At 45.3% G+C, this 16,283-nt stretch carries 8 protein-coding genes; 3 read left to right on the top strand and 5 right to left on the bottom strand.

What is annotated here, in order from left to right; translation table 11 throughout:
* The first annotated feature begins 40 nt into the window (after positions 1-40).
* Together gltB and ACTQ16_RS09545 are read left to right on the top strand one after the other, a co-directional pair.
* Positions 41-4,564, top strand: coding sequence for a glutamate synthase large subunit (gene gltB / locus ACTQ16_RS09540; RefSeq protein ID WP_441937186.1), 4,524 nt, complete (start codon positions 41-43; stop codon positions 4,562-4,564).
* Between the two features lie 195 nt (positions 4,565-4,759).
* Positions 4,760-6,103: a glutamate synthase subunit beta gene (locus ACTQ16_RS09545; RefSeq protein ID WP_294969493.1), complete on the top strand. Its 1,344-nt coding sequence runs from the start codon at positions 4,760-4,762 to the stop codon at positions 6,101-6,103.
* A 435-nt stretch (positions 6,104-6,538) separates the two neighbouring features.
* On the opposite strand, the gene ACTQ16_RS09550 is transcribed toward ACTQ16_RS09545, so the two are convergent.
* Positions 6,539-8,245 carry a transposase gene (locus ACTQ16_RS09550; protein WP_441937188.1) on the bottom strand — a complete coding sequence of 569 codons (1,707 nt, stop codon included), beginning with the start codon at positions 8,243-8,245 and terminating at the stop codon, positions 6,539-6,541.
* Between the two features lie 304 nt (positions 8,246-8,549).
* On the opposite strand from ACTQ16_RS09550, the gene ACTQ16_RS09555 reads away from it, so the two are divergent.
* Positions 8,550-9,605: a glycoside hydrolase family 43 protein gene (locus tag ACTQ16_RS09555; RefSeq protein ID WP_441937189.1), complete on the top strand. Its 1,056-nt coding sequence runs from the start codon at positions 8,550-8,552 to the stop codon at positions 9,603-9,605.
* A 101-nt stretch (positions 9,606-9,706) separates the two neighbouring features.
* Here ACTQ16_RS09555 and ACTQ16_RS09560 read toward each other — a convergent pair whose 3' ends face one another.
* The 4 genes from ACTQ16_RS09560 to ACTQ16_RS09575 all read right to left on the bottom strand — a co-directional run bounded on the left by ACTQ16_RS09560 (position 9,707) and on the right by ACTQ16_RS09575 (position 15,439).
* The gene (locus tag ACTQ16_RS09560; RefSeq protein WP_441937191.1) at positions 9,707-10,762 is read right to left on the bottom strand and encodes a hypothetical protein; all 1,056 of its coding nucleotides are present in this window, start codon (positions 10,760-10,762) and stop codon (positions 9,707-9,709) included.
* A gap of 81 nt (positions 10,763-10,843) precedes the next feature.
* The gene (locus ACTQ16_RS09565; RefSeq protein ID WP_441937193.1) at positions 10,844-12,007 is read right to left on the bottom strand and encodes a T9SS type A sorting domain-containing protein; all 1,164 of its coding nucleotides are present in this window, start codon (positions 12,005-12,007) and stop codon (positions 10,844-10,846) included.
* A gap of 107 nt (positions 12,008-12,114) precedes the next feature.
* Entirely contained in the window at positions 12,115-13,251 is a 1,137-nt protein-coding gene (locus tag ACTQ16_RS09570) for an OmpA family protein (protein ID WP_441937195.1), read from the bottom strand.
* A gap of 43 nt (positions 13,252-13,294) precedes the next feature.
* The gene (locus tag ACTQ16_RS09575; protein WP_441937197.1) at positions 13,295-15,439 is read right to left on the bottom strand and encodes a hypothetical protein; all 2,145 of its coding nucleotides are present in this window, start codon (positions 15,437-15,439) and stop codon (positions 13,295-13,297) included.
* Between the last annotated feature and the right edge of the window lie 844 nt (positions 15,440-16,283).

The raw sequence follows: 16,283 nt of genomic DNA on the forward strand, positions 1-16,283 counted from the left end.
TATTAAGTTATAGAAATAACCGATATAAAACGAACAAGAAATGGAAAAAGGATTGTACAGTTCAGCCTATGAGCACGATGCGTGTGGCGTAGGTATGGTGGTGAATATCCACGGTAACAAGAGTCATGAGCTGGTCGATAATGCCTTGAAGGTACTCGAAAACATGCGCCATCGTGGTGCCGAGGGTGCCGATAACAAGACGGGTGACGGTGCCGGTATCATGCTCCAGATTCCACATGAGTTTATTCTTCTTCAGGGTATCCCTGTGCCAGAGAAGGGAAAATACGGAACGGGTCTCGTCTTCTTGCCTAAGGACGAGAAGAAACAGCAGGATATCCTCTCTATCATGATCGAGGAAATTGAGCGCGAGGGATTGCAGCTGATGCATCTGCGCAATGTGCCTACCAACCCAGACTGTCTGGGTGAGGCTGCATTGAGCAACGAACCTGCCATCAAACAGGTGTTCATCACGGGTGTTACCGATGATAAGGTGCCTGTCTTCGAGCGCACCCTCTATCTCATCCGTAAGCGTATCGAGAAACGAATCAGCGATCCTGATTTCTATATCTGTTCGTTGTCTAATTCGAACATCGTATATAAGGGTATGTTGAGCAGCCTCCAGCTGCGTCAGTACTATCCTGATTTGACCAATAATTATTTTACAAGCGGTTTGGCATTGGTTCACTCCCGCTTCTCTACCAACACCTTCCCAACATGGAGTCTGGCTCAGCCATTCCGTCTCCTTGCACACAATGGTGAGATCAACACCATCCGTGGTAACCGTGCCTGGATGAAGGCTCGTGAGAGTGTGTTGGGCAGTGAGGCTTTGGGCGATATCCGTGAGATTTCTCCTATCGTTCAGCCTGATATGAGTGATTCGGCAAGTCTCGACAATGTATTCGAGTTCTTCGTAATGAGCGGTCTGTCATTGCCTCATGCCATGGCTGTGATGGTACCTGAGAGTTTCAACGACAAGAACCCTATCTCTGAGGATCTGAAGGCATTCTATGAGTACCACTCTATCCTGATGGAGCCATGGGATGGTCCTGCCGCCCTGCTCTTCAGCGATGGCCGTTATGCCGGTGGTATGCTCGATAGAAATGGTCTGCGCCCTGCACGCTATACCATCACCAAGAACGATATGATGGTTGTGGCTTCTGAGGTGGGCGTGATGGATTTCGACCCAACCGAGATTGCCGAGAAGGGCCGTCTGCAGCCTGGTAAGATTCTCCTGATTGATACCCAGGAAGGCAAGATTTACTATGATGGCGAAATCAAGGAGCGCCTGGCTGAGGCTCATCCTTACCGCCAGTGGTTGAATACCAACCGTATAGAACTGGAAAAACTGCGTAGCGGACGAAAAGTGGAAAACGCTGTAGAAAACCTCACTCGCAAGGAATTGGAGTTTGGCTTTGGCGAGGAAGACATCGATGGTACCATCATCCCGATGGCTACTAAGGGTCAGGAGCCTACTGCATCCATGGGTAATGATACTCCGCTTGCCGTGCTTTCAGACCAGCCACAGATTTTCTTCAACTACTTCCGTCAGCAGTTTGCTCAGGTTACCAACCCTGCTATCGACTCTATCCGTGAGAACCTCGTGATGAGTCTTACCGAGTATATCGGTAGAGTAGGTTCCGGCATTCTGAACCCAGACGAGAGCAACTGCAAGATGGTTCGTCTGCCACATCCTATCTTGACCAATACCCAGCTGGATATCCTTCAGAATATCCGCTACAAGGGATTCAATACGGTGAAGCTCCACATGCTCTTCGAAACCGCCAAGGGCGAAGAAGGACTGCATGAGGCTCTGGATGAGCTCTGCAAGCAGGCTGCCCAGAGCGTGGATGATGGTTACAACTACATCATCTTGAGCGACCGTGGCGTGGATGAGACCCATGCCGCCATTCCATCTCTGCTCGCCGTGAGTGCCGTACATCATTATCTGATTGATGCCGGCAAGCGTGTGCAGACTGCCCTCATCGTTGAGAGCGGTGAGATTCGTGAGGTAATGCATGCAGCCCTGTTGTTGGGTTACGGTGCATCAGCCCTCTGTCCATACCTGACATACGCCATCCTCGACGACCTGGTAAAGAAGGGAAAGATTCAGGAGGATTACCATACAGCCGAGCAGAACTACATCAAGGCTGTGAAGAAGGGCTTGTTCAAGATTATGGCTAAGATGGGTATCTCTACCATCCGAAGCTATCGTGGTGCCAAAATCTTCGAGAGCATCGGCTTGAGCGAGAGTCTGCTGAAGAGCTACTTCGGAACAGGAGTGAGCACCATCGGCGGTATCGGACTCGAGACCATCGCCCGTGATGCCATCCGCCTGCACGACAAGGCATTCGAGACCAAGAAGCTCGACTTCCTGCCAAGTATGGGACAGTTCCACTATCGCAAGGACGGTATCAAGCACGCTTGGAACCCAGAGACCATCGCCACCCTGCAGCTCGCAACACGCAAGGGCGATTACGATCTCTTCAAGAAATATACACATCTCGTTGACGATAAGCAGGAGCCTATCTTCATCCGCGACTTCTTCAGCTTCCGCAAGAATCCTATCTCTATAGATAAGGTGGAGCCAGTAGAGGAAATCGTGAAGCACTTCGTTACCGGTGCGATGAGTTTCGGCGCCCTCTCTAAGGAGGCTCACGAGGCAATGGCACTCGCCATGAACGCCCTGGGCGCTCGAAGCAATACCGGTGAAGGTGGTGAGGATAACGAGCGATTCCATTCTACACAGGATGGCATCAGCCTCTCCAGCAAGACCAAGCAGGTGGCTTCCGGTCGATTTGGTGTGACAACAGAATATTTGGTAAATGCAGAGGAAATCCAGATCAAGGTGGCACAGGGTGCTAAACCGGGTGAGGGTGGTCAGTTGCCTGGCTTCAAGGTCAACGAGGTCATCGCCAAGACCCGTCACTCTATCCCTGGCATCAGCCTGATTTCTCCTCCACCTCATCACGATATCTACAGTATCGAGGATTTGGCTCAGCTCATCTTCGACCTCAAGAATGTGAATCCTAAGGCGGCTATCTCCGTGAAGTTGGTAGCTGAGAGTGGTGTGGGTACCATCGCTGCCGGTGTGGCTAAGGCGAAGGCTGACCTCATCGTTATCTCTGGTGCTGAGGGTGGTACAGGTGCCAGCCCTGCATCCAGCATGCGTTTCGCAGGTATCTCTCCTGAAATTGGACTTTCTGAAACCCAGCAGACTCTTGTGAAGAATGGTCTTCGTGGTCAGGTTCGTCTGCAGGTAGATGGTCAGTTGAAGAGCGGTCGTGACATCATCCTGATGGCTTTGCTCGGTGCTGAGGAATTCAGTTTCGGTACGGCAGCCCTCATCGTTTTGGGTTGTGTCATGATGCGTAAGTGTAATCTGAATACCTGTCCTATGGGTGTTGCTACACAGGACCCTAAGCTCCGTGCGCACTTCCGTGGCAGCTACAAGTACCTTATCAACTACTTCCGCTTCCTCGCCGAGGAGGTTCGTGAGTATCTAGCTGAGATGGGTTATACCTCATTGAACGATATCATCGGTCATACCGAGCTCATCGTCCGCAAGAAGGATGAGGAGATTGTTCCTACCGAGGGTGCTGATGCCGTAGAGCCAGAGGTGGCCAAGAGCATCGAGGAGAAGGCAGACTTGCTCGATTTCTCTCGCTTGCTGCATCGTGAGACAGGTCATTGCTCACTCTATCATACTACTGAGCAGATTCATGACCTCGACAATGTACTCGACCAGCAGATTATCCGTGGTGCACAGCGTGCCATCGAGAACCAGGAAGAAGTGAACCTCGACTTCGCCATCAAGAATACTGACCGTGCTGCCGGTGCGATGCTGAGCGGTATGATTGCCGAGAAATATGGTGAGGCTGGTCTTCCTGACAAGACCGTAAACGTGAAGTTCAAGGGTTCTGCAGGTCAGAGCTTCGGTGCCTTCCTGGTCAAGGGAGTGGATTTCAAACTCGAGGGTGAGACCAATGACTATTTTGCCAAGGGACTTTCAGGAGGTCGTATTTCCATCCTTCCTCCTATCCGCAGCAACTTCTCTGCCGAGGATAATATCATCGCCGGTAACACCGGTCTGTATGGTGCCACAAGTGGTGAGTTGTATATCAATGGTAAGGTAGGCGAGCGCTTTGGTGTTCGTAACTCCGGTGCCATCGCCGTGATTGAGGGTGCTGGTGACCACTGCTGCGAGTATATGACGGGCGGTAGAGTAGTAGTTCTCGGTGAAACCGGCCGTAACTTCGCCGCTGGTATGAGTGGTGGTGTTGCCTACGTATGGGATAAGAACCACAACTTCGATTACTTCTGTAACATGGATATGGTGGAGATCAACCTCGTGGAGGATAGCACCTATCGCAAGGAGTTGCACGAGCTGATCCGTCAGCATTATCTCTACACCGGCAGTAAGCTCGCCCGAACCATGCTCGATGACTGGAACCACTACGTAGAGGATTTCATCCAGGTAGTGCCAATCGAGTACAAGCGAGTTCTCCAGGAGGAACAGGTAAAGAAGTTGCAGCAGAAGATTGCGGATATGCAGCGAGACTATTAATAAAAGGTAAAAAGGTAAAAGGGTAAAAAGGTAAAAAGAACCTTATCCCCTTTCCTTTGCCTTAAGTCCGGTAAAATGCGAGTAACAAATAAATTAATAATAAAGGTAACATAAGGTTTAAGTAAATAGCAACAAGCAGCAAGCAAGAATGTTCTTTTTACCTTTTTACCTTTTTACCCTTTTACTTTTAAAAAGATGGGAAATCCAAAAGCATTTTTGACTATACCTCGCAAGGAAGCAGGTTATAGACCAATTCACGATAGAATCCTCGACTTCAGCGAGGTAGAACAGACATTGAATAGCAACGACCGCCGACAGCAGGCTTCCCGTTGCATGGATTGTGGCGTGCCTTTCTGCCACTGGGCTTGTCCGCTGGGCAACAAGGCACCGGAGTGGAACGATGCCCTCTACAAGGGCGACTGGGAGTTGGCTTACCGTCTCCTCAATTCCACCAACGACTTCCCAGAGTTCACAGGACGCATCTGTCCTGCACTCTGTGAGAAGGCTTGTATCCTGAATCTCATGGATCATGAGCCAACCACTAACCGTGAGGATGAGTGCGCCATCGTGGAGCACGCCTTCTCTGAGGATTATGTGCATGTTGAGATTCCTGAGCGTAATGGCAAGACGGTGGCTGTCATCGGTGCCGGTCCTGCGGGACTGGTAGCTGCCAACCAGTTGAACCATAAGGGATATAAGGTAACTGTATTTGAGGCACGTGAGAACGCAGGTGGCTTGTTGCGTTATGGTATTCCTAACTTCAAGCTCAACAAAAGCATCATCGACCGCCGTCTCCGTCTTCTCGAAGAGGAGGGAATTGAATTTAAGTATAACCAGCAGATTGATGTTACCAAGTTGCCAGAAGGCTTCGATGCCTATGTGGTATCTACCGGTACGCCGACAGCCCGCGACCTGAAGATTCCTGGACGAGAGCTGAAGGGTGTTTATTTCGCCCTCGAACTGCTTTCTCAACAGAACCGTATCCTTGCTGGTATGGAGTTCTCTAAGGATGAGCTGGTTAACTGCAAGGGCAAGGATGTATTGGTAATCGGTGGTGGTGATACGGGTTCCGACTGTATCGGTACCGCTCATCGCCAGGGTTGCAAGAGTGTAACCCAGATCGAGATTATGCCTAAGCCGGTAGAGGGTCCTGAGGATCCTAAGAATCCTTGGCCAAACTGGCCTCGCACCCTGAAGACCACCTCCAGTCATGAGGAAGGTTGTACCCGTCGCTGGAACATCAACTCTCTGGAGTTCCTGGGAAAGAACGGAAAGCTGACAGGTGTGAAGGTTCAGCCTATCGACTGGAAGCCAAACCCAGAGGGTGGTCGTCCGTTGATGGTAGAGGCTGGTGAGCCGGAGATTATCAAGGCAGAGGCTGTATTCCTGGCAATGGGCTTCCTGAAACCTCAGCAGCCAGAGTTTGCTGAGAATGTCTTCGTGGCAGGTGATGCAGCCAGCGGTGCCTCTTTGGTAGTACGTGCCATGGCAAGCGGCAGAAAGATTGCTGCCCAGGTTGACAAGTTCTTAAACAAGTAATTTCCGGATATTCACGAAGTAAGCTTCATTGGCAAACGCAAGTACTTGCAATGCCAAACGCAAGTATTTGCAATGATCATCGTAAGTACTTGCATTGAGATGAATCAAATAAATCGGTTATTTATAACTATAAGTAGGGGAGACGGACCTTGTGATGAGGTTTGCCTCCCTTTTTCTCGTCCTCCCTTTTCCTCGTTTCCCTTTCTTCGTCCTCCTTTCCTCGTCCTCCTTTCCCCCCCCCCTCAGACCGTCCGAAAACCTTGATTTTCTGCTGTTTATCACTGTTTTGAGGGCATATAAAGCCCTCTAAGCTAGTCTGGGGACCAGCTCTAAAATTTCGATTTCTAATAAAATTCATAATTGATGTGCTCAAATCGAGCGAAAATAAGTGATAGGAGGTCTAAAAATTAAGTTGTGGGGACCTCCTTCTTCCCCTTATGCCATCTTTGCGATCAATTGTGGAACGCCAAGCATAGAGATGGCTCTACGCATGTTATAGGAGAGGCAGATGAGGGCCATTTCGGCCTCCACCTTAACCTTCGTTTTCAATAAAAAATAATACGCCCCTAAGGTTCTCTTCATCGTTCCAAAAGGATGTTCTGAGAGACACATTCTTTGCGCCATCTTCTTCTTGTCTAAATGAAGTTTGTATGTCACAATCTTGTGTTCTTTAACTTCTCGTTTCATCTTAGTCTTAGGAGGTTCCTGGTCTTCCTGATGATTACTGGAGTCTACCTTGTAATTCTGAGCTTTCATCACGAGAGTATCCTTGTTGAAGTCTGCTTCTTTAAATGCTGCTTTAGTACACTTATGCGAGCATTTTTTGCAAGCCAACTTATTGCAATAACGGATACGGCCATCCTTCTTTAAGGACTTCTGACGTAATATAGAGCCCTGCGGACAATACACTAAATTCTTAGCAGCATCTCTGACAAAGTAGCCTTGCAGCGCAAGCTGTTTGAGTTCCTCATCAGACATTTCCTTTATATTACTTGATGCCGTACATTTGTAGGATTTACGAACACCAATTTGGGGAGAGTCAAGGATGCCTGCATAGGCAGTCGGTATTTTGCCAGCCTTAAGGCAAGTTTCGAGATTCTCGGGCTTTTTGCTGTTTAGCATATCATCTGTTACGGTAGCTTCTACATATTCAAACTCTACTTCAGCAACATCATCGCCATCTCGCTGTATTACATTAGGGATGATTCCTGCAGCCAAAGCGTTTGCCATGTCTTTTGGATCTTGATAACCCTTGTCGGCAACAACTTCTACTATTTCATGTTCCAAATCATTCTTGGCCTCAGGCAGTGTTTCCGTAATTTCGCCATGATCAGTAGGATTGGTGGTAACATTGTAGGTGGCTATCAGATGACTGTCTGCCTCGACGGCTGTCTGTACATTATAGCCAACGTTAAAACCGTCATTGAACTTCATCAACTTAGAATCAGGATCTGTGAGTGAAAGTTGTTTCTCTCCACTTTCCTCCAGTTGATTACGATATTCTTTGTAATCCGCCTGACGCTTCTGAACCACCTCCAGATTAAGCTCGGTTTCATCCCTGCCAAGCTTACGTTCATCATCGAAGTCGTTCTTTTCCAAATCCTCCAAGTACTGACGCTCATGCGCTTCAAGACGGGCTATACGATCATCAAGCTTATTGAGAGTAAAGTTGTTATCCTTGGAATTTACAGCCTTGAACTTACTACCATCAATAGATAAGTAAGAATGGCTGAAGAGTCCAAAGGAATCCAACTGCTTATTCAATGATTTAAAAACTTTCTTGATAGGCTTCAAATTATCCTTTCGGAAATCAGAAACTGTACGAAAGTCAGGGGTTACCTTGCTTAAAAGCCACATAACCTCGATATTGACAACGCACGCTTTGGCCAACTTTCGAGAAGAACGGATAGAATTGAAATAACCATAAATGAGTAGTTTCAATATGTCTGAAGGGTCATATGAAGGTCGTCCACCATTTCCAGGAGCCTCACGTTTAGTATGATTGAAGCCGAGTTCTTCTAAATCCTGGCTATCTACAAACGCATCAATGTAGCGAACAGGATTATCCTGCTCGATGTACTCGTCCAGACAAGCCGGAAACAATACGTATTGTCTTCTATCTTCACCTTTAATGTACTTCATAAGCGATAAATGTTTGATAGCTACAAAGTTACGAAAATATTTCGAGAAAACCAAAGATAAAGTGTTAACAATAAGAAATATTAGGAGACATTTTGGCTGCTATGGGTTTTCAGACAATCTCCCCTTTCGCCCCCGTTCCAGGAGATTCCATCGCCTGTCCCCCCGAGCATAAATCGTTCAAGAAGGAGTATTTTCCGATAAAACTATAGCTCTGTAGCCTTCTTGATTTGGTAGTCTCAAATAAAAAGTGTAATTTTGCACCCAATAATCCGACTAATAATAATTAAACTAAGAAGATCAAGAAATGAAGAAGAAATTATCAACCGTTCTCTTGGCGTTGGCTGCCTTCATGCCAATGACCGCACAGAATCTTGTAAAGGGAGATTATGGCTATCTCTACTGTCACATGAGTGATAAGGGTGAATGGACAGCCTATGCTGTTTCTCGTGATGGCTACAACTATCAGGATATCAACGAGGGTAAACCTATCTTCGACCCAGAGGAGCATGCCCGTATCGAAGGCGGTACCCGCGATGCTTACATCACCCGTACCCATGACGGCAAAGGCTATATTATGGTTACTACTGATATGTGCGTTCGTAAGAGCCACAAATGGGACAATTATGGCATTGACCTCCTGAAGAGTAAGGACCTGATTCATTGGACCAGCGTTACCTTCGATTATCGTAAGGGTATGCAGAACTTCTGCGATGCTGCCACTGCTCAGTCTCCTTATAAAGACTGGAGTACTATCAACCGTGTCTGGGCACCTCAGATTTTTTGGGATTCTGATTATCGCTGGGAAAATGGTGAGAAGGGTGGATACATGATTTACTATTCTATGCTCAACCGTGCAGAGGAAAAGTACGACCGCATGTACTACAGCTATGCTGATAAGACTTTCACCAAGATTACCACTCCAAAGTTGCTCTTCGACTGGGGATATGCTACCATCGATGCTGATATCAACTATCTCAAGAGCGATGGTCTCTTCCACATGCTTATCAAGAAAGAGGGAGGAAAGCCGGGTATTTATACCGCTACAAGCAAGTATTTGAATCATGGTTGGGGTGAGCCTGTAGAGAATGATTATGTCAGCTTCGAGGGCCGCAAGAATTGCGAGGGCAGCTCTGCCTTCCAGTTGATGGGTGATGATACCTGGCGAGTGGCTTATATCCAGTATAGCGACAACCCTAAGCACTATCGCATCTGTAAGGCTGATAAGTATCTCCGCAATTTCTCTGACCCTGTGGATATCAAGGGTGTAACAGGTCCTCAGCATGGCAGTTTTATGCGAATTACCAAGAAGGAATATCTGAATCTGCTGAAATGGGATAAGAAATTGAAAGAGCAGAAGTAAAAGAATATTAAGATATTTTTCATATCATCAATAAAAAACGCTAGAGTTTACGATTGTGAAACTCTAGCGTTTTTATGCTTTTATTGATATGATTCTTTATTTTAAAAACTGATTCTGCGGCTTAATCTCAATTCTAATACAGGATAAACCTTGAATCCTTTGAAGAACTTCACGTAGTCGCCTACCTTGCCCGGAATATTGTATACATCCTTTGCAAGGTTGACTCCTGGTTCAATCGTTTCGTTCTTGATAGCTTCCGTATAGTCCTCATTAGGCGAGAAAGTTACCTTGTGGATATCATTGGTTGTGATTCTTGGTGTGCCTCCCCAGAATAAAATACCGGCATCAAAAGAGATGTGGTAGATGTCATTGTCCCTGAAGAGTCGTCCACCGTAACCAAAGCCAAGATAGGGCTTGAAACTGTTTACACGGATGGTAGCTGAAACATTGTTGTTGGCATCTGGCTCCAGGCGGAAGATCGAGCCGTCTGTACGATTTCCCAAGCGAACACCCATTCTTCCGTAGCTCATAAACTTGTCGTACAATTCCTTACCTGCATAGAGATACTGGTCACCAATGTTCATGTAAGGAATGAAATTCTCGTAGGATGACTTCACGCGCTCATAGAGGTTGTTGTACATGCTTACTGCTACTAGCGAGGTACCATCATAGATGGCATTCTCTGCCTTGGCTATTTTGGATGGTCCCCAATAGAAACCTGCTGTAATGTGCCAGTTCCTGTCTTGGAAAGGATGAACGTCCACCAACAGTTTGAAGTTGTTCATGGTGGGTGTTCCTGCCATGTCGATATCGCTGTCAACTCTGGTTCCTGTATATTCTTCCAGCATATTCGCCAGGTTGTTGAACTTTGCGGTTTCTTCTTCCTGAGATAACTTTTCATCACCCACTTGTACGCCAAAGTTCATGGTGACATGTGTGCGGGGCATCCAGGAATAACCGGTACGCAGGGTGACCATATCATTCACAGGTACAGCCACGTCGAAACCTATACCTGTTGTACCTGTAGTGATGGAGGCGTCTATGTTCTTGATCCATTTCTCTGCAGTTTGCTCCTTGCCAAGGTTCTCTGCGTTCTGCGCCATTGTCGTGAGAGATGGCAGCAATCCTACTGCCAAAGCTATCGAATATTTCTTCATAAATTATTGATTACATTAAATGAGGGTGCAAAGTTATGCAACAAGCCCCAAAGTGGCAAGTATTTGGGGCTTTTTTGTTTCTTAAAGGGCTATTTTCTTGCCATTGACGATATATATTCCTTTTGGAAGGTCATCGATGGACTCTGCATTCTTCTTTACCAGTACTCCTGTCAACGAATAAACGGTGTATGTCGTCTTGCCAGGAGTGGTGCTGATGGTAGTGATTCCAGTAGCATATTCTGCTTCAGTCAGCAGGTTAAACTCCTTAGGGGCACTGTTTGATACAGGAAGATACCAGCTGTTGGCTGGAATTGCCAATGTGGTGAGATTATCTCCATTGGCATCTTCTTCTTTCCGCATGACGGTAGGGAGTTTATTGGTAGCTGCTGTTAACGACAACTTGCCTTCTGAATTGATATTCAGGGTGCGCATTTTTGTTGCGTCAAACTTGACAGAGTTAAATTTGCCACTCCATGGGTTGCCTACGCAGAAGTATACTCCTTTCAGCTTGTTGTCTTTAGGAGTTGCAGTCGAGCTGACAACAGGAGTGATTTGATTCTTGCTGATATCGGTAGAGGTGCATTCGATGATTACAGGAGTCTCGGCTGGAATAGTTCCTGTTAACTCTTGATAGGCTGCATTGCCCTTACCTTCATCAAACTTTGTGATGTAATAAGCCTTCATTCCCTGACTTAGGGTGTAGGCGAAACCGGTAAAGAGGGCTGCGTAATGCTTGTTGCCTGCAGTTACGGTTGGTTTTACTCCCAGATAGTTGTCACTGTTGTTGATCGGAGTAACAATCCAGTTACTCTGTTTACCATTGGTAACTACCCAACTTTTGTCTTTAGAACTTTCTTTATCAGCCAACAATGCTTTTTGCCCCTTGAGTTCTTGCCAGGCTGTGTAATATTCACCTCTTGGGGTGATATAGATGTAGTAGTTTATCAATTCTTTGATGCTTGTACCTTGCGCTCCGATGTTGTAGCTTTCACCTCCTTTACAATCCAGATAGAAGATACTTCCCGGGTCGCAGGAAATCTCATCCCAAAGAGCGTTGGTAAGCAAAGCGCTGCAGTCAGCGCTGGTACTTTGGTAATCGATACCTTTACTATCATTATCACTCAGTGACATCCATCTGTCTGAACTTGCATTTTTTATTCTGTAGAAACCGCTACCTGTAATCTGAGCTTGGGTGCTGAACATTACAGAACTGGCAAGCAGAAACATGTATATTCTCTTTTTCATTCTTGTTAGCTTTCTTGAAATTAGAAAATAACCGATCTCCATTGCTTACATGATAAGTATGAAGACCGGTTATAATTATTGCTTATTAATGATTATCTGATGGCTAATTACTTAGCAATACAGATTGTTACACGGTTCATGGCATTCTTTTCGAATGGCTGAACGCGTGAACCCATAGACTTCTTGATCATGCGGTTCTTAGCAACACCCTTAGCTGCAAGTGTGTTGTAAACAGTCTGAGCACGGCGAGCTGCAATCTTATCGTTGATTGCTGCGCTACCTGTTCCCTTGTCTGCATAACCTGTCAAAGTAATCTTTGCGTCTGGGTTCTCCTGCATGTAAGTAACAATCTCAGAAATCTTGTTTCTCTGAGACTTTGCGATGGTAGAGTTGCCGATTGTGAAGAAAATATCACGACGGAAGTTCTCTTCTGCAACCTCCTTAACCTCTTCCTTAACAGGAGCAACAACTGGCTTCTCGATGATGCGCTCGATAATCTTCTCTACTGGCTTTGGAGCAGGAACTACCTTAGTAGTATAGGTCTTGCCGAGAGCAATCTTAGCACCTACCAATGCGTTGAAATACCAGTCTGGATTACCTACCTTCTTTGAGTTGAAACGGTCGCTCAATGTGTTGGCTGAAAGTTCAACACCAATCTTTACTTTTTCGCTTACGCGGAAATCTACGTTAGCACCCAAACGTGCAGCGAAATGAGCTTTTGAACCATCCCAGAGATACTCCAATGGAGCATGTACGCCAACTGATGTAGCGTTGCTGACAGTCTTGTTAGCAAGGATAGCCTTCTGAGCGTCTGCTGCCTCGTCGTTACCCCAAGCGATGTTGGCACCGATACCTCCGAATACACCGAAATCTACTACGCGGTTAGGGTCGAAACCACAGAAGAGGTTAGAAAGGTTGAATGTAGCGTCAACCATAGGAGCTACATAGTTCCACTTCCACTTGTAGGTAGTGTTCTGAACCTTCTGACCAGCCTTGCTCTGCCATGCGTTGAGAGAAAGACGGGCACCTACAACCTTGTTGAAGTTGTAACCTAAACCAAGCTGAGCATTTGGTGACAACAATTTATCGAAAGAAATCTCACCCAAAGTGTACTGACCACCAACCTGTGCCTGTACATACCAGTGTGGATTGAAGACATTTACAGTCTTATCAGCTTCCTGGGCTGATGCACTGATGCAACCCATAGCTACTACACCTGACAGTAATATATTCTTGATTTTCATAATCTTTTCTTATTAATTTAATTGCCTATTATCGAATGTTTTATTACTTAACTGTAACGTAGAAGTTCTTCTCTACTACCTTACCAGAGTAATCGATAGCCTTGTAAACGATGGTATAGTTACCTGCCTTAGAAGCATTGAATACTACCTTCTGGATCTGACCGTTGAAAGCAGACTTTGTTGCCTTACCGTTTACCAGAATCTCAGCACCAGCCTCCTTAACGTACAACTGCTTCTTGTAAGCAGGAGCCAAAAGTTCAGCAGTGTAAGAAGTAGCAACCAATGGAGTTGCACCAACACCTACGAAACTTGTTGCGAAGTGACTACCTGTGCTGACGAAGTTCCATGAACCATTATCAGCCTTGAACATGATGGCTGGCTGCAAGTACTTGTTGACGTTCTTGATAACACCCTCTACCTTCTTGATCAAGTTGTTTACCGTAGCAACATTCTGGTCATACTTACCTGCTAATGTGTTAGCCCAATCGAGAGCTGTCTTCACAGGACCCAATGTTGTTGACAAGTTTTTGTTGAGGTCTGCGATAAGATCCTTCATGGTATCATCCTTCACCTTGATCTGATAGATATATGTTGTCAAAGTAGTACTACCAGTAGAACCGTTTACTACAATAGAGATGTCCTTGTTTACTTCTTTCTCTTCGCCTTCAATAGAAGCGTTCTTGATGGTGTTGAGCACCTTGCCGTCAGAAATCTGAATGATGTCGAGATCATTGCCATTAGGAACAATCTTTACGCCAGGTACAGCTACTATTGTAGCAACCTCGATTGTCTTACCTGTTGATGGGTCGATAATGTTATTGAAGTCAAGACCACTGATACCTTTCAGCTTCTCTGACAAATTGGTTGGCAACATGAAACGGTCGAGGCTGAGGTTGTCGAGCTTGCTGTTGTTTGCCAAGAAATCGAAACTCAATGGCTTAACAGCAAATGCAGCCAGTTTGATCTCAGATGTAACAACCTTCTCTACTTCATTGCCATTCTGATCCTTCTGCTTCCAAGAAGCCTGGACACCGTATGCTGTCAACTGGTTGTTGAGGTTGCTATACAAAGCAGAAGCAAGACCAGAGAGGTTCAAGCTTGTTGACTTAGGATCCTGCAACTTAGCAAGTACATTCTTTGCAGCTTCCTTCAACTGACCCTTGTTCATATCCAAACCGTCGTTCTGAGGATCTGTGCACTCAACAGGGATTGCATAGAAGCCATTAGCAGATGTAGCACGGGTGATACCATACTTCAGCACCTTATCTGTAACAACTGGTGCGCCCAACTTGAAGCCTGGAGCGTCGTTGCCCTGACTGTCAACCAATCTGAATGTGATATTAGATGGGTCTACGTTTGCTGGGTTGATATTGATGTAGATGTTACCTGCGTCAGACTTGATAAGCTTGCCGCCTTTTACCTCAAAATCCTCATCACCTGAAGCTGGAACGCCCCAGTATGCAGAAAGGATATTAGCCTGTGAACCCAGGAATGCGGCATTCTCGTAACCTGTAACAGGGCAATCTGTTGCCTGGATTACGATGCCTGAAACGTTGTTATTCAAGATAGCATAGATAGCATCAAGCTGTTCACTCATGGCCGTCAACTGATCATTGATAATTTTTATGGCATCATTCAAAGTGTTGATGTCGCCCTCACCAGCCAATTTGCCATAGAGCTTTTCGTTGAGTTCATCAAGCTTTTTCTGCAACTCATCAACCTCTTTAGATTTAGTCTTGAGCTCAGCGATATCCTGAATAGCCTGGTTCAACTTTGCAAGTTCAGTAGGAAGCTGACCGTTAATTTTCTTAACTGCTTCCTCCAATGCTGTAGCTCTATCTCCAAGCGCACCAATTGATTCATTAAGTTGTGTGTTGAGTTTTTGGAACTTCTCAGTCCAAGTTCCGTTCAAGTTCTCGATAGCAGCCTTATTTGCAGCAACCTGTGCTTCAAGTGCATCAATCTTGTCCTTGTTGGTTGCAACATCGCTCTTCAGGTCGTCGATGTTTGCCTGCAACTGCTGGTTTGCCAACTTCAAAGCGTCAAGCTGCTTTGCAACTGCATCTGCAATAGAAATGCTAGCGTTATAAGCATTGTCGCTTTCGTGGTCTGTACAAGACACAAAAGTGCTAGCTCCACCCATCAAGAGGGCAGAGAAGAGCAAAATACTAGTTAATTGTCTTTTCATTTTTTATTAAAAATTTAATTAAACTTATGTTGTCTAACTCTAAATATGTCGTTCATGACCCTCTTATACAATAGCATTTAGTTGCTTTGTTGTTTTAGGTCACGCTTTGACATTACATTCTTAGCTCGTTATTTTTTCTTATTAAATTGTATATACCGCTGCAAAGTTATAGTTTTTTTTTCAATTGGAAAGATTTTCAAGCACTTAATTGCGGAAAATGTGCTATTTTTTATATTTTTTAAGCATTCAAGCCGCCCATGTCTGCTATTTTATGGCGAGTTGCCTGTTAATAGGTAAAATTATGTTTTAGAATAGTTGATTTAGTTCAATTCGTATCCTGGCATCATTTAAATCAATTTGTCTATATACCTATTATAAAAATATACGTGTTAAAGTATAGGTGTATAATGAAGTTATTCTTGGTGGCTTCATTCCCCTTTTCAAATACGGTGTGTACAAGCACATGTTTTGCGTAATATAAAAAGAGGTGTAATACGGATAAGGAATGTTTTAAGTGTTTACGAGTGTTAAAACATATCTGTTTATCGAACTTTTTTGTCGAAGAATTTGGTGGAATGGAAAATAGTTAGTACTTTTGCACTCGCTTTTGAGAAATCAAGCATTACTCGAAGCAATATAAAGAAAGAGTTCTTTGAAAGATTTTACATAAACAGACAAGTAGTACAAGAAGCGGTTTTGGATTACACCTTATTATATATAGGGAGTATGAAGAGACTGGGTAAAAGAAACGAACCGTCAAGCAATTGACAAGTCAGGTTTACTAAGCTTCAATAAACGAAAAGGATATTCGTCCTAAGTACAGACAACAAACACCGATTGCTTC

Source organism: Prevotella sp. LCP21S3_D2 (assembly GCF_052118345.1).
Lineage (GTDB): Bacteria > Bacteroidota > Bacteroidia > Bacteroidales > Bacteroidaceae > Prevotella.

Bases quoted from the DNA above. Each gene is read 5' to 3' on its own strand.
- ACTQ16_RS09565 (WP_441937193.1), bottom strand. From the start codon at position 12,007: ATGAAAAAGAGAATATACATGTTTCTGCTTGCCAGTTCTGTAATGTTC.
- ACTQ16_RS09570 (WP_441937195.1), bottom strand. From the start codon at position 13,251: ATGAAAATCAAGAATATATTACTGTCAGGTGTAGTAGCTATGGGTTGC.
- ACTQ16_RS09575 (WP_441937197.1), bottom strand. From the start codon at position 15,439: ATGAAAAGACAATTAACTAGTATTTTGCTCTTCTCTGCCCTCTTGATG.
- ACTQ16_RS09555 (WP_441937189.1), top strand. From the start codon at position 8,550: ATGAAGAAGAAATTATCAACCGTTCTCTTGGCGTTGGCTGCCTTCATG.
- gltB (WP_441937186.1), top strand. From the start codon at position 41: ATGGAAAAAGGATTGTACAGTTCAGCCTATGAGCACGATGCGTGTGGC.
- ACTQ16_RS09545 (WP_294969493.1), top strand. From the start codon at position 4,760: ATGGGAAATCCAAAAGCATTTTTGACTATACCTCGCAAGGAAGCAGGT.
- ACTQ16_RS09550 (WP_441937188.1), bottom strand. From the start codon at position 8,245: ATGAAGTACATTAAAGGTGAAGATAGAAGACAATACGTATTGTTTCCG.
- ACTQ16_RS09560 (WP_441937191.1), bottom strand. From the start codon at position 10,762: ATGAAGAAATATTCGATAGCTTTGGCAGTAGGATTGCTGCCATCTCTC.